General features: G+C 49.2%; 22 protein-coding genes and 1 pseudogene. 13 read left to right on the forward strand and 10 right to left on the reverse strand.

All coding sequences use genetic code 11. The annotated features are described in order from the left end of the window. Positions 1–24 precede the first annotated feature (24 nt). Positions 25–759, reverse strand: coding sequence for an NUDIX hydrolase (locus ABD836_RS00200; protein WP_344931586.1), 735 nt, complete (start codon positions 757–759; stop codon positions 25–27). Between the two features lie 404 nt (positions 760–1,163). On the opposite strand from ABD836_RS00200, the gene ABD836_RS00205 reads away from it, so the two are divergent. The 8 genes and pseudogenes from ABD836_RS00205 to ABD836_RS19450 form a co-directional block, all read left to right on the forward strand. After that, a complete protein-coding gene (locus ABD836_RS00205; protein ID WP_344931588.1) occupies positions 1,164–2,195 on the forward strand; it encodes an AAA family ATPase in 1,032 nt (343 codons plus the stop codon). 235 nt (positions 2,196–2,430) lie between these two features. Continuing rightward, on the forward strand, positions 2,431–2,742 hold the full coding sequence (locus tag ABD836_RS00210; RefSeq protein ID WP_344931590.1) for a DUF6694 family lipoprotein: 312 nt from the start codon (positions 2,431–2,433) through the stop codon (positions 2,740–2,742). Positions 2,743–3,308: 566 nt separating this feature from the next. After that, positions 3,309–4,379 (forward strand): AAA family ATPase, encoded by a 1,071-nt coding sequence (locus ABD836_RS00215; protein ID WP_344931592.1) that lies wholly within the window; start codon positions 3,309–3,311, stop codon positions 4,377–4,379. Continuing rightward, on the forward strand, positions 4,372–4,854 hold the full coding sequence (locus ABD836_RS00220; protein WP_344931594.1) for a 3'-5' exonuclease: 483 nt from the start codon (positions 4,372–4,374) through the stop codon (positions 4,852–4,854). Before ABD836_RS00215 ends, ABD836_RS00220 begins: the two co-directional genes overlap by 8 nt. Next, positions 4,847–5,629 carry an ADP-ribosylglycohydrolase family protein gene (locus ABD836_RS00225; protein WP_344931596.1) on the forward strand — a complete coding sequence of 261 codons (783 nt, stop codon included), beginning with the start codon at positions 4,847–4,849 and terminating at the stop codon, positions 5,627–5,629. Before ABD836_RS00220 ends, ABD836_RS00225 begins: the two co-directional genes overlap by 8 nt. Further along, on the forward strand, positions 5,607–6,194 hold the full coding sequence (locus ABD836_RS00230; RefSeq protein ID WP_344931598.1) for a 3'-5' exonuclease: 588 nt from the start codon (positions 5,607–5,609) through the stop codon (positions 6,192–6,194). The genes ABD836_RS00225 and ABD836_RS00230 overlap by 23 nt, the downstream gene beginning before the upstream one ends. A gap of 292 nt (positions 6,195–6,486) precedes the next feature. Next, positions 6,487–10,377: a tetratricopeptide repeat protein gene (locus ABD836_RS00235; protein WP_344931600.1), complete on the forward strand. Its 3,891-nt coding sequence runs from the start codon at positions 6,487–6,489 to the stop codon at positions 10,375–10,377. Positions 10,378–10,853: 476 nt separating this feature from the next. Beyond that, positions 10,854–11,102, forward strand: a pseudogene (locus tag ABD836_RS19450) (DUF4345 family protein); the annotation flags it as partial. 375 nt (positions 11,103–11,477) lie between these two features. Here ABD836_RS19450 and ABD836_RS00245 read toward each other — a convergent pair. The 9 genes from ABD836_RS00245 to atpD are packed head-to-tail and all read right to left on the reverse strand — an operon-like array spanning position 11,478 to position 18,319. Then, positions 11,478–12,368: a F0F1 ATP synthase subunit gamma gene (locus ABD836_RS00245; protein WP_344933544.1), complete on the reverse strand. Its 891-nt coding sequence runs from the start codon at positions 12,366–12,368 to the stop codon at positions 11,478–11,480. A gap of 17 nt (positions 12,369–12,385) precedes the next feature. Then, complete coding sequence (locus tag ABD836_RS00250; protein ID WP_344931604.1) at positions 12,386–13,996, reverse strand: alternate F1F0 ATPase, F1 subunit alpha; 1,611 nt, start codon at positions 13,994–13,996, stop codon at positions 12,386–12,388. Between the two features lie 11 nt (positions 13,997–14,007). Further along, positions 14,008–14,871 (reverse strand): F0F1 ATP synthase subunit delta, encoded by an 864-nt coding sequence (locus ABD836_RS00255; protein WP_344931607.1) that lies wholly within the window; start codon positions 14,869–14,871, stop codon positions 14,008–14,010. Positions 14,872–14,874: 3 nt separating this feature from the next. Further along, positions 14,875–15,138 (reverse strand): F0F1 ATP synthase subunit C, encoded by a 264-nt coding sequence (locus tag ABD836_RS00260; RefSeq protein ID WP_344931609.1) that lies wholly within the window; start codon positions 15,136–15,138, stop codon positions 14,875–14,877. A gap of 9 nt (positions 15,139–15,147) precedes the next feature. Next, positions 15,148–15,837, reverse strand: coding sequence for a F0F1 ATP synthase subunit A (locus ABD836_RS00265; RefSeq protein WP_344931611.1), 690 nt, complete (start codon positions 15,835–15,837; stop codon positions 15,148–15,150). Beyond that, positions 15,827–16,144 carry an N-ATPase subunit AtpR gene (locus ABD836_RS00270; RefSeq protein ID WP_344931613.1) on the reverse strand — a complete coding sequence of 106 codons (318 nt, stop codon included), beginning with the start codon at positions 16,142–16,144 and terminating at the stop codon, positions 15,827–15,829. The genes ABD836_RS00265 and ABD836_RS00270 overlap by 11 nt, the downstream gene beginning before the upstream one ends. Then, a complete protein-coding gene (locus ABD836_RS00275) occupies positions 16,137–16,490 on the reverse strand; it encodes an AtpZ/AtpI family protein (protein WP_344931615.1) in 354 nt (117 codons plus the stop codon). The genes ABD836_RS00270 and ABD836_RS00275 overlap by 8 nt, the downstream gene beginning before the upstream one ends. Continuing rightward, complete coding sequence (locus ABD836_RS00280) at positions 16,480–16,875, reverse strand: F0F1 ATP synthase subunit epsilon (RefSeq protein ID WP_344931617.1); 396 nt, start codon at positions 16,873–16,875, stop codon at positions 16,480–16,482. Before ABD836_RS00280 ends, ABD836_RS00275 begins: the two co-directional genes overlap by 11 nt. After that, positions 16,862–18,319 carry a F0F1 ATP synthase subunit beta gene (gene atpD / locus ABD836_RS00285; RefSeq protein ID WP_344931619.1) on the reverse strand — a complete coding sequence of 486 codons (1,458 nt, stop codon included), beginning with the start codon at positions 18,317–18,319 and terminating at the stop codon, positions 16,862–16,864. Before atpD ends, ABD836_RS00280 begins: the two co-directional genes overlap by 14 nt. A 311-nt stretch (positions 18,320–18,630) precedes the next feature. Between atpD and ABD836_RS00290 the strand changes: the two genes are divergently transcribed. From ABD836_RS00290 to ABD836_RS00310, 5 genes are all read left to right on the forward strand, one after another. Then, positions 18,631–18,834: a hypothetical protein gene (locus tag ABD836_RS00290; RefSeq protein WP_344931621.1), complete on the forward strand. Its 204-nt coding sequence runs from the start codon at positions 18,631–18,633 to the stop codon at positions 18,832–18,834. Between the two features lie 433 nt (positions 18,835–19,267). After that, positions 19,268–19,630 carry a SpoIIAA family protein gene (locus ABD836_RS00295; RefSeq protein ID WP_344931623.1) on the forward strand — a complete coding sequence of 121 codons (363 nt, stop codon included), beginning with the start codon at positions 19,268–19,270 and terminating at the stop codon, positions 19,628–19,630. A 76-nt stretch (positions 19,631–19,706) separates the two neighbouring features. After that, positions 19,707–20,489: a phosphohexomutase domain-containing protein gene (locus ABD836_RS00300; protein WP_344931625.1), complete on the forward strand. Its 783-nt coding sequence runs from the start codon at positions 19,707–19,709 to the stop codon at positions 20,487–20,489. An 18-nt stretch (positions 20,490–20,507) separates the two neighbouring features. After that, complete coding sequence (gene corA, locus ABD836_RS00305; protein ID WP_344931627.1) at positions 20,508–21,665, forward strand: magnesium/cobalt transporter CorA; 1,158 nt, start codon at positions 20,508–20,510, stop codon at positions 21,663–21,665. A gap of 42 nt (positions 21,666–21,707) precedes the next feature. Then, the gene (locus ABD836_RS00310) at positions 21,708–22,397 is read left to right on the forward strand and encodes a VIT1/CCC1 transporter family protein (protein ID WP_344931630.1); all 690 of its coding nucleotides are present in this window, start codon (positions 21,708–21,710) and stop codon (positions 22,395–22,397) included. The last annotated feature ends 21 nt before the right edge of the window (positions 22,398–22,418 follow it).

Below are 22,418 nucleotides of genomic sequence, written 5' to 3' on the forward strand. Positions count from 1 at the left end.
CTACAGTTAGTTAGTTTCGCCGACTCACTCCTCAATGTTACGAATAAAATTAAACTCTTTGGCCCACGGTTTCATCTGATATATGGCGGTGGGGCGTCCGGCATCAAGTTTTTTACTTCCTGTGTGTTCTAAAATATCAACTTGCTCGATGCGCCGTCGGAACGACGCTTTACCCAGTTTTTTGCCAATAATAATTTCATATAACTGCTGCAATTCCGTAAGGCTGAACTCCTTTGGTAGCGCATAGCCCGGCACAACTGAATACAGCGCCTTTTGTCTTATTCTTTCACGAGCAGTTGTAATTATCTCGTAATGGTCAAACGCCAGATCTACTTTGTCGAGATTTTCAACTGGAAACCAGGCTGCGTCGGAAACCGATGTGATCCCGGGCGTGCAGTCTTGGTAAGCAATCAGCGAAAAGTAGCAAATGGAGATGGACCAGTTTCGAGGATCTCTTTTATTATTACCTACACTGTAAAGTTGTTCCATGTAGGGCGGCGTAACATTGGTTTTTTCTTTTAGTTTACGAATTGCACATTGTTCCAATGTGTTGTCGGCAGCGGGATCGATAAATCCCCCTGGAAGGCCCCAGTGGCCACGCTGTACTGGGCTGTCACGTTTCGCTAGGAGTACTTGAAGTGTGTTTTTGTGGCAGGTGAAAAGAACACTGTCCACTGACACGTTTGGCCGTTGGTAGCGGGTTGCATCATAATCTTTTAGGTAGGCCTCTTCCTCACTAATTTGGGTTGTTTTTGTCACATGGACTCTCCCTGCATTGCTCTGCAGTTAATTGAATAGACGCTCGTCAAGGCTTCGGCGATAGCAAAAATGCAACCTTTCTAGCTATATCTTAGTTGAATATTGTGGCTGGTAAAGCTCATTCACTTGTAACCCTAAGGGTAGTCATGCTATCAGTTTAGCATAACTGAGGTTTCTATAAGGAACTAAAGTGTTAGTTAGTCGGTAGGAGGCCATTAGTATCACAGCATTAAGATATTTCACTGTTAGGTTAATATTAGCTTTACTTAGTATTAGTACGGTACTAATATTATATAAAGATTAAGCACTCCTAAAGCATGCGGGGCGTTGATATCTTTTTGAAGGTAAGGCCCCCGCTGGACATTGCTGTTCTGGGTTTAGGTTATGCGTACATGGAGAGTGCAATGGAGCATGTGATTCAGAGAACGATTGATTTTAGGCCGGTACTTGAGGGAAGTTTTTTGAAAATTTCGCCAAGAGATCTGGCTGATGCTGAAGACGAGCAGTGGCCAGATAAAGCATTTGGTATCGATTTTATACAGAAATTGGGTGCGTCTCGACCGCGCTGGTTGCCAACGTCTGAAGCGATTAATAGAGTCGCTTCGCTACTTGAGGATATGCCGCATATGTTCGAGTTTTTCGATGAGGTGCTGACTACTATGCGGTTGTGCGAGCGGTTCGAAGCTAATCGATTCACGATGCCTCCGATGATTATTAATGGTCCGCCAGGCGTGGGTAAGTCACATGCAATATTTGCGCTATCTGAGGCATTAGGGATATCGACGTCCACGATACCGATGGCAACTGTAACGGCGAGGTTCGCATTGACTGGAATGGAGCGTGGATGGAAGGATCCGCAGCCCGGGTTGCTGGCCAAGGCCGCTAAAAATAGCGATCACATAAATCCAATTTTTGTCCTTGATGAGTTTGAAAAAGCGGATTTTAGGTCATTAGGAAATACGGGAGGTTTAGAGACAGTATTTCTTGAAATCCTTGAGAGGGATAGCTCAAGGCGATTCCATGAGGTGTACTTAGAAAAAGAGCTAGATCTTTCAGAAATTAGCTTCATTGGTGCTTCTAATGAGATAGATAGGGTTCCGGCGGCGCTCCGCTCACGCGTAAAGCAAATAAATGTTGGATATCCCGAGCCGGAATCGCTAGTGAAGATGGTAAAGAGCATTCTTTCTAAGGCCCTTAGAGACGACTACGGCATCGATTGTATTACTGTTGACGCATCTGAAGATGTAGTAGAGGTATTTTGCGGAGATTTTAGCCCTAGAACATTAAGAAATAACGCTGGTCGAATTTTGTCTCCTTTCGTAATGAAGGCTGAGGCGGGTGACTGTATACAGGTTTCAAGTAAAGATTTACTAGGGCGCTGCGATTCTACTGACAGTGTCGAAAACCGCGGTATAGGGTTCATGGCAAAGTTTTAGCTACCTGATAAATCCTTATTCGCGAAGTGTTCGGCGGTTAGCAGGTGATGAGTTTTGGTGATGTGTACTTAAAAAGTTCCATTTAGAAACAGATCGAGTGAATTGTAGCGGTGTAATTCAAGGAGTAGAGATCAATGGTAAACAAAATCTGATGTGAGCAAGGAGGTTTAACGGCAATCAACGTAATACACGATTAGATTAAAAATCTTATACTTATTATTAAGGGAATTTGACCATGAAAATCAGAACTAAAATGAAATTGGTAGCTATTGGTGCGGCGTTACTACTTCTTGTTGCTTGTGGTTCACCAACACTTGATACATCGTCAGCCGGAGCATTCGAAAAATCCTCGGCGGCAATAGTTGCTGATCTTAACGAAGAGGAGCAGTCAGTGTTCGCGGCCGCATTCACACGCTACGGCATGAAAGCGATGATGAACCGATCGTCTGCGGATATAATGCGCTTAGGCGCCAACCCCCACGAAGCATACGCAGGGTTGGACGGGTTAACTGCTGATGAGATTATTGAGAAGGCTAACAAGGATTAAGGTAGCGACTGTGAGAGGGCGAAAGGCCCTTTTACTTGATTGCTGCTGCCTGGCCGGATCTCCTAGGGCGGAGCCTAAAAGACCTAGTAGAAGCTGTGTCTGATCTTGGGTCGCGCGATATCCAAGATCAGCCGCTGGCAGAGGCGATTGGTGCTTGGGGTGTAGGTGAAAAGCTCTATTACCAACTAATTTGTTGGCTTTCCAAGCTGTCATAAGCACTTGGCGCGCAGAGTTGTTTGCTTTGCTGGGGGGGTTAAATCGTTGGATGTATTTTTTAATACACAAAATATTGAATATTGCAAGTATTTATTGACATTTTTATCAGGGGTCGTTATAGTATGTAACTCTGGACCCTTAGTCTAACTCTGTAAAAAAAGTGCTTTTCAGAGATTACTTTCACAACTATAAACCGCCGCAAAATAATAGTAAGTGCCTCCGCGCTCGCTAGGGCGTAGCTACTTTTCGATTTGACCTAAAAAATAATTGTCCTCGGGCAAGGGGATTCTGCTGCCCGAATTTTAGGCGGTGCGTGCTTTTTTTGTTTTTCTTTCTACTGAGGGATGTATATGGAAATTAAAAGTTCTGACGGTATCGAGCCTGCAGATACTCGCGATGAATTTGTCGATGAAATTTATATGGACGGATTTGGTAGGACTGTAAAAAATGGAAGCGACATCAGAAAACGAATTCAGGGCGAAAAGGAAGATTCGCATGTCATCCAGTTGCTTCGCGATCTTTACAAGGTCAAACCACGCGATTTGCCAAACAAGTACAAAGACAAATCGTTGGAGGCGATTAAAACTAGGTTTCCGAACTTTTCGGAGCCTATTGTTCGCTTTGAGCTTCAGTTGAGGCTCTGCAGTGTTCGAGGTGCAAAGCGATTTACAGCGCCTAATATGCTCCTTGTTGGCCCGCCTGGTATTGGTAAAACGTATTTCATGAAAGAGTTGTGTGCCGCGCTAGGCGTTTCTTTTCAATCAATCTCTATGAGTCTGGCCAGCGAGGGTTTCTACCTGACAGGATTGCAGCGTGGATACGGAACATCCACACCCGGACAGCTTGCAAAGGCCATGGCCAAGAGCAAGAGTATCAATCCTTTCATCTTGCTGGATGAGATTGAGAAGTCATGCTGGAAGGGGAGTGACGGCCGAAAAGGCGTGGAAAATCCGATACTGCAAATGTTTGAACGCGGTAGTGCGGGTGAGGTACAGGATTTGTGTCTGGAGACATCACTTGATTTAAGCGAGGTGACATATATCTGTACTGCTAACTCCATTGATGGAATCCCAGAGCCAATTCTGTCGCGCATGACAATCTTCAACATTCCTCGTGCAGAAGGAAGCATGCTGCAAAGGATTGCCGAGTCAGTATTGAACGAGGCTGTGGTCGAGGATCTGGGCATTACCGGAGTTAGGGTGTTCGCAACACCTGATGTGGCTGAGGTGTTCAATGACGTTGTGTCCCCTAGGACTATTCGTAATGCCGCGGCATCGATTATGGCACCACAACTGATTGCGTTCCCAGGGAGGGATGAGATTCACATTTGCGCGGACGATATCATTCCGCATATGCCTTCTATGCCTTTGCCCGAAGTCGTTGCCGAGGGTCGGTCAATTGGGTTCCATGCTAATGTCTAGTGTACAGGGGGTGGTGATCGATATTGAGTCCTCGGGCTTGGACGTAGAGAGCTACCCCATCCAGATAGGGTGGGCAGCTCTTGATTTGTCTACCTCAGGCAGTTTCTTAATTCGACCGGCTGATGGCTGGATATATTGGGATGAACGATCTGAGGCAGTTCATGGATTGGACCGCAAGGATCTCGATGCAGGGCTATCAGTTTCACAGGCTTGCCAGAAGCTACTTATTGCTGTTGTCGGTAGTCAGCTTTACTGTGATGCGCCACCGTATGACCAGTTCTGGCTTGATCGGTTGTTCGCTGCCGGTGGGTGGACTGAGCGTCAGCTTCATCTTGCCCATATCAATACCCGCATCCCTGACGAACATAATGACGCGTTTATGGACGAGCTTGAGGCTAGGGCGCGTAGTCATGATGCATTAAATGATGCTCGGTTAATCGCTGCGGTGGCTATGAGGCCGAAATACTATGGATGAGCAGATGATTGAATTGCTGGGGGGGCTGTTAGCAGGGGATTTGATCGGTAGTGCTTATGAGGGGATGGCGGGCGAAGGGGGCAGGCAATTCGTCATATCTGACAGCCGCTTAACCGATGACAGCGTAATGGCCATGGTTACCGCTAGATTAGTGCTAGCAGAGTCCAGCGACCTGACGGCCGCTGACTTTGCCGATGGTTATCGCGAATGCATTACTGCTAGCGCTGATAAGTGCTCCGGATTCAGTCCAGATATGCTTATGTGGGCAACTGGCTCTGTCGAGGGCGGTTGCATGGAAGGTAACGGCGCCGGAGTCAGGGCTGCGGCCATAGCGTTGGTAGCGTCCACCCCTAATGATATCGACCGTCTAGTGGATATGGCTGTTAGACCAACTCATTCAATTGAGACCATGGGAATGGCTTTGATACTGGCAAATGTGATTTCTGAACTGCGATTGGGTGTTCCGGCAATTGAAGTCCGTACTGCTCTGAGCGTGCAATTGCCAATGATTGATCTCTACGAACCAGAATTGTTCCGGTCTCAGTCAATGGATACGACGCTCTGGTGGACGCTACCTGCAGCCCTACATATCGGGCTGACAGCGAGTTCCTACCGCGCGCTTTTTAAAGAGGTATTGTTCATTGGTGGAGATACAGATTCGATAGGGGCCATGGCCGGTGCAGTGGGTCATGCTCGATGGGGTTTGCGGACTATGCCGCGAACCGTGTTTGGTTATTTGAAAGGGGAGTGTAATGGGCCATTTGCTTGTAGTTGATTTGGAGGCCACATGCTGGGGTAAGGCAGGCGGTCCCCAGACGGTAGACCTCATGGAAGTCATCGAGTTTGGTTGTGTGGTTAGTACTTGGGAGGGTGATATTGTCGAGTCATTCTCACAACTTGTACGTCCGTTAGAGAGGCCTTTATTGACTGATTTCTGTATTAAGGAGATTCCTATCACCCAGAGCATGGTAAACGGCGCTCCACTATATGCCGACGCAGTCGCCCGCGTGAATGAAAGGCTCAGGGGCTTTGATTTTGACTGTTGGCTAAGCTGGGGGAAGTATGATCGTCAGCAGTTAGCATCACATCTAGAGCGAAGTAGTATTGCCCCGACATTCCTTTCTCTTCCTCATATTAACTTCCGGGATGTTTATAAGCGGCATAAAGGAAGTGGGCAGGAGGCTCATGCACATGGTGCATTGGCAGCGTGCGGAATGTCGTGGGAAGGTTTGCAGCATAGAGCGGAAGCGGATGCGTTTAACTACGCGCGGTTAATTAAACATATGTCCGGATCAATCAATGAAATCCTCATGAGTGGAGTTACCGCTCCAGATAAATAGTTAAGGGAGTAGTGATTCGGATCCATCCGCCTAGGCAGGCGATAATGTTGTGATTGCTCCGGCAATACTTAGCTGGGGTGGGGCAGATTTGGGCAGCGCTAACTGGCAGTAATCCAGACGGCAGCTACAAACGACTTTAAAATAAATAATCTCGGGGATATCAATGGGAAAAACATTATGGAGTGCCTAGCGAGCTTTGGGGCATATAAAAACATGTCTTGCCTTACATAGTTTCTTTTGGGTACTATTGTGTTGGGTGCATATATTAATAATTAAATAATTAAGGCTATTTATGTCGGCTTGGATCAGTGGTGATGATAGTAAGTATCTGCAACGAGAGATCAGGGTGTTTCTGTCGTCAACTTTCAAGGACATGAACAAAGAGCGGAATTATCTTGTAAAGCATGTTTTTCCAGAGGTTCGGCAGAAGTGTGCAGAGCGGGGTGTGGGTTTTACTGAAATTGATTTGCGCTGGGGCATAACAGAAGAAGCAGCAAAAAGTGGTGAGACCACTGCGATCTGTTTGCGCGAAATTGACCGCTGTCGAGATTTTCCGCCCTTTTTTATCGGGTTTTTGGGTGAGCGTTACGGCTGGATTCCGAAAGAAAAAGATATGATTAAGTATCTAGGGAGTAGACAGGATGATGAGTACTATCGCGCAATAGCTGACGGACTCCATCAGGGGATTTCAGTTACGGAGTTAGAGATTCAGCACGGAGTGCTCAGCAGTGATGCGGAGGGAATATTCTACTTCAGAGATCCTGCCTTAACGGAAGAGATTTACAGTATCTCTGCTGTTAAAGACAAGAAAGATTTCTATGACGCTCCGGGCGAACTTCTAGAAAGATTAAAGGAGGAGATTCGACGGTCTGAATCTGGAAAGCTCAAATTAGACGGATATACATCGGTTGAACAATTTGGGGATGACGTCAAGGCTGAGTTGCTGAGCGCGCTGGATATGCGCTACCCCGAAGGGGACCTGAGTCCCCTTGAACAGCTTCTTCTGCCGCAGAAAATCTTTGCGAGAAGCCGCCTGCAGGCCTATATACCGCTGCATTCTGGACGAAAAGAGCTTCTAGAATACTGCCAGCGACGTCAGTCGGGCGAAGAAAAGCGAAACCTACTCTTAACCGCCGAGTCTGGGCAGGGTAAATCGGCATTCATGGCCGATCTAGCGCGCTTTGTCCCCCAGGAACTCGGTGGCGATAGTGTGAAGGTTGTTGACCTCTATGCGGGAGTTGAAGGCTGCTCTTCTCTAACGCAGTGGCGAGGCACGGTTCAGAGCATATTGGGTTTATCCAGCGATGGACAAAGCGGTGTGCCGACTCTTGATATGGATGCAGTGGATGAGGACCGTCAATGGATTCAGTTTGCTGAGATGCTTCAATCTTGGTGTTCGGATCATCCAGGCCAGACACTGGTGTTATTGCTAGACGCGGTTAACCAGCTGGTCGATGGTGATAGTGCACTGCAGAGGCTTCAGGGTCTCAGTTGGCCGAAGGATTGTCTATGCGTTGCTAGTGCGACACCGCAGAAAAACGTCTCCTCCTTGTGGTGTGCTTATGCACTTCAGTCATTGACTGAAGTGCAACGCGGAATGCTCATCAACGATTACTGTGATGAATACAGCAAAAAATTGCCGCAAGAGAATGTGCAAGCCTTGGCTACGCATGAAGCCTGCCAAAATCCGCTGTATCTCAAAGTGGTACTAGAGCAGTTGCGGACCTACTTCACGAGCCACTCACTGGAAAATGATATTGAGAAATGGCTGAGTTGTGGTGATTTGATCACCTTGTTCACCGAAGTGATCGTGCAACTAAACGACGAGATGAGCGATGACGATCACCCGAATCTCATTAGTGACCTCTGCGGCTATCTTGCGGCCTCTCGCGCCGGGTTCGACGAAAATCAGTTATCAGTCCTGCTGGCGGCAGAGAGTGATTTTTGCGATGAGGATGGCATCGGGAGGCTATCTCGATTAAAGCTTTCTTCCATTCTGGGTGTATTGAACCCACTGATTTTACGAAGCCAGGGACGCGAAAGTTTGATGCACGCAAGTTTTGTTCAAGCTGCGCTTAAAAACAGTGATGAAAAGTGTGTGCGCCAAAAAATTGTTAAATTTTTTGGCGGTGACTTTGCGCAGGCAGTGAGCGAGCGCTGTTATCAGTATACGCAATTGGCCAAGTTGATCCCGGGTGCGGATGAGTACAAAGAAGAGCTGGTGCAGCTTCTGGGGTCAATTCGAGATGCATCTAAAGTATTGGGTGTTGATAAAGGAGTACTTCAGGAGTCTCTGTTGCTATTGGGGGCGCGGCAAGAGGGTCTCTGGACTCGTAATCTTATACAGCGATGGGGGGCTGTTCCGGACGTAGATTTTAAATCGGAGGGAGAAAGGCTAATTGGTTTTTTTCGCGATCAATACTTCCCGATTTTGGCTATCTTTCTTCAGGGCACTCTTGTTGCACTTTTGAGGCAAAATTCCAAGCGGGTGGAGATCACAACTCTCGGGTATCATTTGAACAGCCTTGCTCTTCTTTATCAGCAGCAAAACCAGCCGGACAAGTCGCTGCCGCTGTTAATGGAGGCTCTGGAAATCCATCGAGCGAGCCTGCCTGTCGGTCACTCGAATATTGCGATCGGCCTGAGCAACCTTGCTTCCCTTTATGACGATCAAAACCAGCCGGACAAGTCGCTGCCGCTGTATGTGGAGGCGCTGGAAATCCTTCGAGCAAGCCTGCCTGCCGGTCACCCGACTATTGCGATCGGCCTGAGCAACCTTGCTGTCCTTTATCAGCAGCAAAACCAGCCGGACAAGGCGCTGCCGCTGTTAACGGAGGCGCTGGAAGTCTATAGAGCGAGCCTGCCTGCCGGTCACCCGACTATTGCCAACGGCTTGAGCAACCTTGCTCTTCTTTATGAGCAACAAAACCAGCCGGACAAGGCGCTGCTGCTGTCTACGGAGGCACTGGAAGTCTTTCGAGCGAGCCTGCCTGCCGGTCACCCGACTATTGCGATCGGCCTGAACAACCTTGCTCTTCTTTATCGGCAGCAAAACCAGCCGGACAAGACGCTGCCGCTGTTTACGGAGGCGCTGGAAATCCATCGAGCGAGCCTGCCTGCCGGTCACCCGACTATTGCGATCGGTCTGAACAACCTTGCTATCATTTATAACGATCAAAATCAGCCGGACAAGGCACTGCCGCTGTATACGGAGGCGCTGGAAATCCGTCGTGCTAGCCTGCCTGCCGGTCATCCGGATATTGCGATCAGTCTGAACAACCTTGCTCAGTTTTATCAGCAGCAAAACGAGCCGGACAAGGCGCTGCCGCTGTGTGTGGAGGCACTGGAAATCCGTCGAGCGAGCCTGCCTGCCGGTCACCCGGGTATTGCGGGCAGCTTGAACAGCCTTGCTCTTCTTTATAAGCAGCAAAACCAGCCGGACAAGGCGCTGCCGCTGTTAATGGAGGCGCTAGAAATCTATCGAGCAAGCCTGCCTGCCGGTCACCCGACTATTGCGATCAGTTTGAACAACCTTGCTGTCTTTTATGACGATCAAAATAAGCCGGACAAAGCACTGCCATTGTATGTGGAGGCACTGAAAATCCGTCGAGCGAGCCTGCCTGCCGGTCACCCGAGTATTGCCATCGGCCTGAACAACCTTGCTCTTTTTTATCAGCAGCAAAACCAGCCGGACAAGGCGCTGCCGCTGTGTGTGGAGGCGCTAGAAATCTATCGAGCGAGCCTGCCTGCCGGTCACCCGAGTATTGCCAGCGGCCTGAACAACCTTGCTTTTCTTTATCAGCAGCAAAACCAGCCGGACAAGGCGGTGCCGCTGTTTACGGAGGCGCTGGAAATCCGTCGCGCGAGCCTGCCTGCCGGTCACCCGACTATTGCGATCAGTCTGAACAACCTTGCTGCCCTTTATCAGCAGCAAAACCAGCCGGACAAGGCGGTGCCGCTGTTTGTGGAGGCGCTTGAAATCCGTCGTGCTAGCCTGCCTGCCGGTCACCCGGATATTGCGGCGAGTTTGAACAGCCTTGCTTTTCTTTATCAGCAGCAAAACCAGCCGGACCGGGCGCTGCCGCTGTTTGTGGAGGCGCTGGAAATCTATCGAGCGAGCCTGCCAGCCGATCACCCCGAGATAGCGATGATTGTGAAAAAAATCGCTAATATTCATAGGTAAGAGGCGCTATAAGTCACTCAAAATAGAAATATAGCGTGTTATTCCTAGGTGGGCAGTTTACTGAAATTCAATGACCATTCGTTGGGAGGAACGAGTAGTTATTCTTTTGATGATAAAAATTCGGGGGCGAAAGCTCCTCACTTGTTGTCATGCGGTACTACTCGGTTTTACGGGCCAGACGTTTTGGTTCAGGCATTCCCGCCAGAAAATGCGTCTAAGGCCCTACTTCAATGACAATTAAATATCTACCTGTTGATTTGCACTGAAGTTTGAGCCAAATATCGCAATAATTTGCAGGGTGAGGTAACCCAATTCAAGAGTCAAAAATGGCAGTGCGTTCAATGAGTTATGGTTGTAATGGTGGGGCATCTTTTCGTGCAATTGGTGGGGCAATATAGGATGAAAATCTACAGGTTTCCGCGCTCTTTAGCCCCAAATTCGTCGTTTCCTTCGTAAAATTTACCCCTGAAACTACCGACGCACGAAATGAAGTAAGAGCGGTTTACGGGGGGTTTGGCGTTGCGGTATCTATATTACTGATATACGCCGCATATTCTCCCTCGTTGAAAAATGGAATATTGCTATCGGTTGCTGTGTCGTTACTGGGAATGGCGGCAGGGAGAATAGTTAGTTCGCTAATTGAGCGACCCGGCCACTGGCCAATTATTTTCATTTTTATGGAAAGCGCCCTTGCGACGTTATTGCTGTTCAATATTAAGTGGTAAAAAAGCGCCATATGCAGGTCGATTATTCACAGCTCCCCTTTTTAATTATTGGCGCCATCCACCTTACCCCTATTGTCGGATTTTTTTCGGCCGAATATCTTGAGGCATAAGTAGGCATTCCAAGCTGGAAGGTGTCTGGTCACCTTTGGGAAGTCCGCTTTACATGCGCAGTGTGGCTCTAGGGTCACAATGAATAGCCCCCAAAACTTTAGACCACTCCGTTATTCAATTTGAATCGTACCCAAACGCTGCGCAGTTAAATTATTCGGTGCGACGCCGAACATATATTAAACCTGACAGTATCTATTCTGAATTAAAGAATTTGAGGTGGCAGACCCATTGAATATGTATTTCTAATTAAAATTTCAAACCGTTCTAAACTCCACTCCCTGCAATGACATCAAACATCTCAGCATCAATTCCGGCTTGCCGTAAGCGGTGATAATTTCTTTGGAGTTCGGTCAGCAATTCGCCGATATTTTTATCAGCTCTTTGCATGGCAGCGAGGCGGCTGGCGTTCTCGCTGGACAGGGATTCTGCGCTGGCGCGAAAAAGGGAGACAAATAAATATTCACGGATAAATGCACCTAATGTACGGGTGTTATCGCCTAGCAATTCAGGAACATTGGTGGTGGGCCACGCACGGTTTGCGAGTTCTTCGCACCACTGTTGGTTGAGGGGTAAGAGGCGCTGGGTGACGGGGGCGTAGACGGAGCCACCGGTCGGTCGGTTATAAAATAATTTCACATCACTTTGTGCGCTGAGTGGTTGCTGGGTTTCTATATTTAGTAGAATTTCGCCAATAAGTGGTGTAATCGACTTAACCGAGTTAGGTACATCGAAGTGAGCTTGGCTGCGTATACCAGCGTCCGTCAGGCGTTCGTTTAAGCGTTCTCCTACTACCCAAATCAAGGGAGGTTTTGCGGGCCTTGAGTTGGCGATTGAGACTGTTGATGTCAGCGAGGTTTTGGCAAATTCTGCGATGCGGTCGTTGAATTGCCCTACTAAGCCTTGATCGGTGCCGAATAGAATAATGCAAGGTGCTTGTTGCGTGGTAGACGACGACCTTTTTACCGGATATAAACCCGCTTGGCGGAAGCTGACGCTTAGCCCACGCTCTACGGTTTGGTAGTAATCAGCCAACGCGGCGACCGCGCGTTCGTAGTCGCCAATGCTCGACGCTGCAACCGCTTTCATTGTGCGGACAACAGATTGCAGGCTACCCGCACTGGCAATTTTGTGCTGTAAACTTGCGGTGGTATCGATGAGTTTGGCTCCTGATTTTAGCCTGTTTCTTCGTTGTTTTCTGGTTTAGGACTGGTTTTGGTTTCAGCGCTGATAAAGCGCTCCAGTGCCGCCTTCGCAAGGTTGAGTAGGGTTTGGTTGTCGTCGTCGTCGCTAATACCTTTTACTGACTCTATGTTATCGCGTATTTCTTGGGGAATATCTTTCGCTGTGTTGAGCAAGTAGGTTTCTGCTTTGGGCATTAGGTCTAGCGATATCGCGTCAAAAAGCCCTTCCTTTACCGCTAGGAGGAGCAGAATTTGCTCTTCGACCGAGACCGGTGAGCATTCTGCTTGTTTAAGACTCATTCGCACGCGCTGGCCGTGGTCGATAATTTTTTGGCTGGCGGTGTCTACCCTGGCGCCAAACCGTGAGAAATTTTCCAGTTCTTCAAATTGGGCGTAGGTCAGTTTTAAATTACTGGCTACAGCGCGATAGGCCTTGCGCTGCGCCTTGCCGCCAACCCGCGAGACCGATCTGCCCACATCAACTGCGGGTAAAGTACCCAACTCAAAAAATGAGGGTGAAAGGTAAATTTGGCCGTCGGTGATGGAAATGAGATTAGTTGGAATATAGGCAGAAATATCCTGTGCTTCGGTTTCGATAATCGGTAGCGCGGTTAGCGAACCGCCGCCGTGCTCGTCATTTAAATGGGTGGCACGTTCCAGCAGGCGCGAATGAAGATAGAAAATATCACCGGGGAAGGCTTCGCGGCCAGGCGGACGTTTGAGTAGTAATGATAACTCGCGGTAGGCGCGAGCGTGCTGGGTTAAGTCGTCATATACGATCAGCACATCGCGTCCGGCTTCCATAAATGCTTCCGCGATACTGGTTGCCGCGTAGGGCGCAATATAGCTGAGTCCTGGAGGCGAGCTGCCTTCGGCGACGACCACCACGGTATATTTCATGGCGTCGTGTTGACGCAGAGTGGCAATCACCTTGGCGACCGATGCGCCGCGTTGGCCTATCGCGCAGTACACGCACAGCACGTTTTTGCCGCGCTGATTAACGATGGTATCAATGGCCAGTGCAGTTTTTCCGGTTTGGCGGTCGCCGAGAATAAGTTCACGCTGACCACGGCCGACGGGAATCAGGGCATCGATCACTTTTATGCCGGTTTGTAGCGGTGTCGTTACCGGGGCGCGATCCATAATGGGAGTGGCGGGGCGCTCAATGGCTAAACGGCTTTCGGTGTTGATTGGGCCAGCATTATCTAATGGCTCGCCAAGCGGGTTGATGACTCTCCCCAAGAGGGCGTCGCCGACGGGGACGTCCATTACCCGGCCACTGCGCTGCACTTCGTCACCGGCTTTTAGCTTCCAGTAATCGCCTAGCAAGACGACGCCGACTTCATCTTCATCGATATTAAATGCGATACCTAGCAGACCATCGCGAAACCGAATTAGCTCTTCATAGCCGACCTTGGGTAGGCCAGATACGGTGGCGACACCATTGGCGTTGTGAATGATATTGCCGACTTCCCTCGACCTAAGCGCCATTCGAAAATCCTTACTGAGCTGTCCGAGGCTAGCAAAGGTGTGTTCCAACACATTTGCTAAATCGTCGGGTGTCGCGCTATTTTGCATACTGTCGCGCTTAGCTGAAGTCATACTGGAACACATCACGATGTGCTCTCCGATGTTTTAATGTCAGTCTTTGGCGTCGGCTCGTTGAGTGTGGCCGCGTTGATGTGGGTACTCATCGTTTCTGTTAAGGCGTCTTCTAGAGTGTGGAGATATTCGGCAATGCTCCAGCCAATTTTGAAACCATTCGCTGAAAGCTCGATACCACCAATCAGATCCGGGGATTGTTCAAACTGCAGCTTACTGCTCTCGCCCAAGAATTCATCGAGCGCAGCGGTGATGGCCTTTTCTTGTTCCGGCGACAGGGGGTTACTCGATAGCACGGTGATCTTTGTCGGTGAGCGGGGCGTGTTGTCGCTGTCCGAGTCGCTCGCTATAGGGTTTGCAAAACCTGCCTGCAATGCGGTTTTTTGTTCATCGCTCATGTTCTGCAATTGCTGAGTAAATACCGCTAGCATCTGTGATTCAATATCGACTGCGGCGAGATCACGAAGGGCATTCTTTGCCACGCTAAACAGTTCTTTTTGTGCGGTGGTGCGAATGGAATTTTGCAGCGACTGCATTTTGTCTTGCAGAGCTTGCTGTTGCTTCGCCTCAAAGTCGGCCGTCGTTTGGTGTGCGTCTTCCATAAGCCGTTGACGTTCAGCATTAGCCGCGTCGCTGGCGTCTGTCATTAATTGATTGCGCTGTTGTTCAAACTCGCGATTTTTAGTGTCAAAGCTGGTTTTGGCCGCGCTGGCCTCTTCGCTAAGTTTGTCGGCGCGAGCGAGTTCATCGGCAATGCGTTTTTCGCGTGAATCAATCGCATTGAGTATGGGTTGATAGAGGAAGCGTTTCATCAACCAAATCAAAATAACGAAGTTGAGCACTTGCGCGCCAACAGTGAACCAATCGATCAACATAGTCTATTGTCCTGCGGTCCAAAAAGGATTGGCGAACAGCAAAATCATCGTGACAACAAAGCAATAAATGGCGGTGGATTCGATCATCGCCAAACCTACAAATAAAGTTCGGGTGATGGTGGCAGAGGCATCCGGTTGTTGGGCGAGGGCGGCGAGGGCGCTAGCCACCGCTTTACCTTCACCCAAGGCAGGGCCCATCGTGCCAAACCCCGTGGTTAAGCCTGCCATGATGATTGAAACTACTGCAATAATGGTCATGCTATCCATAGTAAATCCTCAGTTTGAAATTGGGCTTGGGCGTGTTGCCGTGCGCGCAGCAGCGGCGATATAGACCGCAGCCAAAACGCTAAAAATGTAGGCTTGAACCATGCCGGTAAGTAGGCCAAGTAGCGTCATGACAATCGGGAAAATAAAGGGTGTGATGGTCAGTAAAATGGCGAGAATCATGGCGCCACTCATCATGTTGCCGAACAGGCGCACGGCTAGCGCCAGTGTGCGCGACAACTCGCTGATCAGATTAAAGGGCAGCATAATAAAGGTGGGCTTGGTGTAAGACGCTAAATAGCTGCCAAGCCCTTGCTCTTGAATGCCAAAAAATGGCACCACTACAAAGACGCATATCGCCAAGGCCGTGGTAGTGGATAGTGATCCGGTTGGGGGTTCAAAACCGGGGATGATTGTGCACAGGGCCGCCGAGGCGACAAATAAAAACAAGGTGCCTAAAAATCCTAGGTAGTACCTCGGCTTGGGTAGTCCCACCTCTTCAATTTGGGTCACTATATTGCTAACAATAATTTCCAATAGGTTTTGCCAGCGACTGCGTTCGTGATTTGTCGATAAGCGTCTAGTAATCAGCAGCGAGCCAACCGTTAAGGCGAACATCAATATCCAAGTAAATAGGATGGTGGCATTTAGCTTGAACCAGCCGAGCTGCCAAAAGATAATTTCGTCTGGGCTAAGGTGCATGGTGTGTGCTCCCGCTTATATCGGTTTTGTCGGCAGCGGCGGGGACTTTTTTCCACATCGGAAATACCAAGCCTACGATCATAAAACCAGCCAAGCAGCTAACTATGCTCGGCCAACCACCATCATTAATAAAATAGAACCCACTTATTACTACCGCAACGCGCAACACGAAACTTGCGAAAAACCACAGTGCCGGGCGCGCGGAATTAAGTCCGCGGCTAACGGTAAGGTAAAGGCCGCCATAAAAAAATAATCCCAGAACACCGCCCGCCAGCGCTGCAAATACTAATGCTAAGATATTACTCATGTCGCTTGATGTCCTTATCTGCTGCGGTCGAATTTTCTTCGTCATGCATTTCCCGTTGTTCCTTTCCGACCCAGTGCCAAGCGTTAAAACAACCGATGCATAAACCTGCGGTGAGTAGCGCTAAGGTATAGGTGTGCCCGCCGGGGTAGTGTCGGTCTAACCAAGCACCGAGCGTGGCGCCCAACAGCGTGGGAACCGCTACCGACCAACCAATCAAGCCCATCATGCCCAGACCAAACCAAATGCCGGGGGTATCGGCTTTTTGCGCCCGAAGTTTCCGCGCCGCCTTGTTGCCAACGGCGTCGGAGAAGGGTGTTTGTTTATCGTGCTTTTTGTCAGCTGTCATGATTGAAGGCCGATAATCGCCGGATAAAATCACTTTCCATTTTTTGATAGACCGAGTGCACTTTTTTGTCTTGCTCACTTTGCTGACTAAATTCTTGCTCCACGGTTTGATGCAATTGTTCAAGGTCGTTGCCGCTAACCGCATGTCGTACCGAGATGGAAACGTCTGCCCCGGTTTTTACTAGCACACCCTCATCGACGGCAATGTAGATGTCGTCTTCGCCACGACGCTGATAAGTTAAAATGCCGGGGACAATGGCGGCGACGCAATCAAGCCGATGTGGCAATAGGCCGAAGCTTCCTTTATCGGTTTCCACAGTGATACGTTCGACTTCATCGAGTTCTTTAAATATCTCGAAGGGTAGCAGCACCTTAAGATTCATCATGTGCGGCTGTGCCCTTTTCGGTTTTGGCTTCAGGTACTTCTGTTGATTTGCTTTCTTCGGCGTTCAGCTTGGCCTCGTCAATGGTGCCAATCATGTAGAGCGCCTGTTCGGGCGCATCGCTGAATTCATCGCGCAAAATACGCTCACAGCCGGTCAGTGCATCTTCTAGTGCGACTAACTTTCCTGACATACCGGTAAATTGTTCGGTGGTGAAAAAGGGTTGGGTGAAGAAGCGTTCCAGACGTCTGGCGCGGGCAACAACCTTGCGGTCTTCTGTCGATAATTGCTCTAAGCCGAGCATGGCAATGATGTCTTTTAATTCAGCGTACTGCGCCAAGGTGCGCCGAATATCCTGGGCCAAATTGTAGTGCCGTTCTCCCAGAATACCGGGTGTCGCCATTTTGGAATTTGATAGTAGGGGGTCGATAGCCGGGTAGAGGCCCTCGCTGGCGCGTTTGCGCGATAAAACGATGGAGGCGGAAAGGTGAGAAAAGGTATGCACGGCGGCGGGGTCGGTAAAATCGTCGGCGGGTACATACACGGCTTGAATCGAGGTAATGGCGCCAGCCTCAGTATTGGCGATGCGTTCTTCCATACTCGCCAACTCCGTTGCCAAGGTGGGTTGGTAACCAAGGCGAGAGGGCATTTGCCCCATTAAACCGGAGATTTCTGCGCCGGCTTGAATAAAGCGAAATATATTGTCGACCAGCAGTAATACATCGCGGTGCTCTTGGTCGCGAAAGTACTCCGCCATGGTGAGCGCGACATGGCCAACCCGAAAGCGACTACCCGGTGGTTCGTTCATTTGACCGAACACCATCACCATATTCGGCAGCACGCCAGCGTCACTCATTTCTCGGTGAAGTTCCTCACCTTCGCGGGAGCGCTCGCCAATGCCACAGAAGATGCTCACCCCATCATGGTGGCCGACCATATTGTGGATCATTTCCGCCAATAGCACGGTTTTACCCACACCTGCGCCGCCAAATAAACCTGCTTTGCCGCCGCGTTCCAATGGCGCTAGCACGTCGATCACCTTAATACCGGTTAGAAAAATTTCTGCTTGGGTTGATCGGTTTACTAGCTTAGGTGGGGCATTGTGTACTGACTGCCATTTGACGTCCTCCAGCTCCGGACCACTGTCTATTGTGTTGCCGAACACATCAAACATACGGGAGAGAATGGATTTACCGACAGGTGCCAATAGCGGCCCGCCGCTGTCATCGACTGTCATGCCGCGTGCCAAACCTTGGGTCGGAGTTAGGGAAATGCCGCGAATGGTGTGGGCGTTAAGGTGGGTTCGAACTTCAATGCGAATGCGTGCATCGTCGGCGTGTAGTAGAGAAAAAATGGGCGGCAATTGTTGAGTAAAGCGTATGTCCACCACGCTGCCGCGGACTGAAACTACGGTGCCTTGATTTAGCGTGATGACATTTGCATTCATGCGCGAATTCCTTTGCCTGTGTACTTTGCGCCGTATACTCCATACCTAGCGAGTAATAGATTGGCATACTCACGGCGTTCGTTGGCGCTGCGGTATACCCGGCCGTGGTTGAGAGTGCAGCTGCGCGGAGAGCGGAGCACAATAACGGCGGGTTTATAGCCTAGCACTGGCTCTCCTGTAGATATGTACGCTAGCAGACGGACTACGGGGCTTGAGCCAGATAGCCTGTAACTCATGGGACGAGGTGCGCAGGATATCGATCTTTGATGACACTTTATTCTGATCTTTTCCAATTCAGGGTGCCTTGCGGTATGAACAGCATTGCTGATGTGGTGTTTTCGCTCAATGCAGACAATACCTTACTAGATACTGATAGTTTTCTACTTGATCTACATCATGACTTTAGGCGTGAGCGAAGCCTAAACTGTGTGCAGCAGTATTGGGCTATTGTCGACGCCGAGCGCGCAGACCTTGGCTGCGTCGACTATTTGGGCGCCCTGCAGAGACTTCGGTAGGACAACCTTGACGAGTCGCGCTTGCTTCAGATCGCGTTAATTTTTATAGACTATCCCAACGCAGACCGATTTTTCCCAAAAGCACTGGCGGTGTTTGAGCATTTGGGGCTATTGGGGTAAACGGCGATTTTGTCGGATGGCGATGCCGTGTTGCAGCCACGAAAAATTCTACGAGCGGGGTTGTGGAGTGCGGTTGATGGCCGTGTGTTGGTCTATATTCATAAAGAGCAGATTTTAGCGGCGATGAAAGCTATTTGGGGTGATCGCCTAGTACTGTCTTCCCACGTCAGGGGCATTACGCTCATGACTCTAATCACACATTGCCGTATCCACCAGCTGATTTGACGATTGAAAGTATAGCTGGGCTGCTAAATTTAGAGTTTCCGCTCGGAAGCAATGTGATTGCGACGCAAACTAAACTCTAGGAGTTACTATGATTAATCAAATATTTGATCTTCCCCCACAGATTATCGGGTTTGTTGCATCTGGAAAAGTGACCGCAAGTGACTATGAATCCATACTAATCCCCGCCATTGAAGAGAAATTAAAAGGCCACGACAACGTACGTATTCTCTACCACCTCGGGCCTACTTTTACGGGTTTTAGTGCAGGTGCAATGTGGGATGATGCTAAATTAGGCTTCGCGCATTTTAAGGCTTGGGAAAAAATCGCGATTGTAACGGATGTAGAATGGCTAAAATCAACAATTGGCTTTTTAAAATTTGCCATACCCTGTCCCCTAAAAATATTCGCTAACGAGCATTACGAAGAGGCAGAAAAGTGGCTAGTAAGTTAAGCGACGTGAAGGAGATTTTTTCAACGCAAATAGCGACTTTTATTAAGTTGTGCTATCTGCTCAAGACACTAGATCTATGATGATTGATCCCCTTGCTGGCATAATTAGTATTGCCTGTGATGCCGATCACGACCGCCACGGTATTGTTACCCACGGCGCCCCGAATCACTACTTGGCGGTGGCGATAGACTATCTGTTTCGGCATCGCGCTGATTGGCTACACTCGGCGGCGGTTGGCAAAACTCTGGTAAGCAGTCAGCTGATCGATCGGGTAAGCGCTAGCTTAAAGCGTGAAGTGTTTGATGTGCCGATAAGGTTTAAATGGTTTGCCTCGGGTCTGTTCGAGGGAACATTAGGTGTTGCTGATGAAGAAAGTGCCGGCGCGACGTTTTTACGCCGCGATGGCCGCGCCTGGACTACTGATAAAGATGGCTTTGTTCCGTCTTTGCTGTCTGCGGAAATACCGGCTCGCGCAGGGCGTGATCCGGTGGCGCTTTACAGTGATTTGACTCGTGAAATCGCCGAGCCAGTAGCGAAAATCATCCAAGCTTTGGCGCCACCCGCACAAAAGCGACCACTGGCGAAGCTATCGCCCGATTACGTGGAATCCGTTAATTTGGTCGGAGATAAAATTCAAGTGGTGCATAACCGCGCACCGGCTAATGTTGCCGATATTGACGGGATTAAAGTAGAAACGTACAGGGCGTGGTTTGCGGCTCGACCATCCGGCTTCGAAGATATTTATAATATGTATGCGGAGAGTTTTCGTGGCACAGATCACCTCGCACTTGTTTTGGAAGAACCTCAAGTGATTGCCGATAAGGCATTAGCAATGGCGGCAGTGCGTCAAGGTGGTTAATTGCGTGGTTGACAACTCATGAATAAAAAAAATCGTTTTCGAGATTCGGCGCTTAGATTGTCTGGGATTAGCCGCCTTAGCAAGCATGGTCACCGCGTTAAACCGGGTGAATTACCGGGGATAGAACATATTGCCGCGGCGTTGACCGCCCCAGAAGCTGGCAGTGTTGCTATTAGCTATATCGACTACAGTGCAAGCCATATCGAAACCGGTGACATCACTAACCTTGATGCCTTTCTTGATAAACCGTTGCCGAGCTGGGCCGCTGTTCGGTGGATCAATGTCAGTAATATGCACCCCTATGTCATCAATCAATTTCGCCAGCATTTCGAGTTCCACACGCTCACGGCTGAAGATGTCTTGCATGTTACCCAGCGTCCCCGGGTCGAAAACTTTGATGATCATCTTTTTGTGGTGTTGCGAATGCTGAAATTAGTTCAGCATGACGCGGAAGGCGTGGCGACGGATAGCTTGCTTGATACTGAGCAGGTCAGTATTTTTCTGTATGACAAAGTATTAATTACCTTTCAAGAAAAGCCGGGGGATGTCTGGCAACCGATTCGCGAGCGCCTGCAAACTGAAGGCATGCGGATTCGAAAGAATGGTCCGGGCTATTTGTTATACGCCATGCTTGATGCGGTGGTGGATCATTGCTTTCCGGTACTTGAACACTATGGCGACCTGCTTGAAGATCTAGAGATCATCACCTTGGAAAATCCTTCACCAGATGTGTTGCGGCGTATTCACTGCGTTAAACGCGAATTAGCGTTGCTAAGGCGCATTGTGTGGCCCATGCGGGAATTGGTCGACCATGTGTATCGTGAAGAAGAGGGTAGAATTAACGAATCGACCCGACCCTATTTGCGCGATGTGTATGAGCACACGATTCAAATTGTTGAAATTATCGAGTCTTACCGCGAGATAGCCAGTGGTCTTACCGACCTCTATATGTCAGCGGTTTCCAATCGCATGAACGAGATTATGAAAGTGCTTACGATAATGTCTTCAGTGTTTATTCCCTTGACCTTCATTGCCGGGGTTTATGGAATGAACTTTAAATTTATGCCGGAGCTTTCTTTGCGTTGGGGGTATCCGGTGGTGTGGGGAATGTTTGTAGTACTCACTTTAGGTATGGTGTTATTTTTCAAGCGAAAAGGGTGGATTGATAGACGTTAGACGCTAAGCACTCGTAGTTATGTAAGAACGGAAAAATAAGCTATGCCACACCAGGAACGCCATCGACAACACCGAGTTACATGGATACGAGCAGCCGTGCTCGGCGCTAACGACGGAATTGTATCTACAGCGAGTTTAATCATCGGGGTCGCGGCGGCAAATTCGGATCATGGTGCTATTATTGTCGCCGGTACGGCGGGCTTAGTTGCCGGCGCTATTTCAATGGCTGCGGGTGAGTACGTTTCTGTTTCTTCGCAAGCGGATATTGAAAATTCAGATCTACAATTAGAACGAGATGCGCTCTCGAATGATTATGAGGGCGAACTTGTCGAACTGTCTGAAATTTATCAGCAGCGGGGTCTCGACGCCGATCTGTCGTTAGTAGTTGCCAAGCAATTGATGGTACATGACGCATTGGGAGCACACTCTCGTGATGAAATTGGCATTCCTGAGTTTAGCCAAGCCCAACCCATAGTGGCAGCGATTTCTTCTGCGCTCAGTTTTAGTATTGGCGCTGCCTTACCTTTACTGACGGCGTTATTATATCCGGCTTCGAATGTTGCGCTGTTAGTTGCCATACTCTCTTTGTTTTTTCTCGCTAGTTTGGGCGCGGTATCTGCTTATTTGAGTGGCGCAAAAATCACTACTGGCGTAGTGAGAGTGACTTTATGGGGGACATTGGCGATGGTTGTGACTGCGCTTGTTGGTGTTGCTTTTGATGTTGTTGTGTAGGTGATTAATGTAGCGAGTTTG

This window comes from Zhongshania borealis (assembly GCF_039539625.1).
Taxonomy (GTDB): domain Bacteria; phylum Pseudomonadota; class Gammaproteobacteria; order Pseudomonadales; family Spongiibacteraceae; genus Spongiibacter; species Spongiibacter borealis.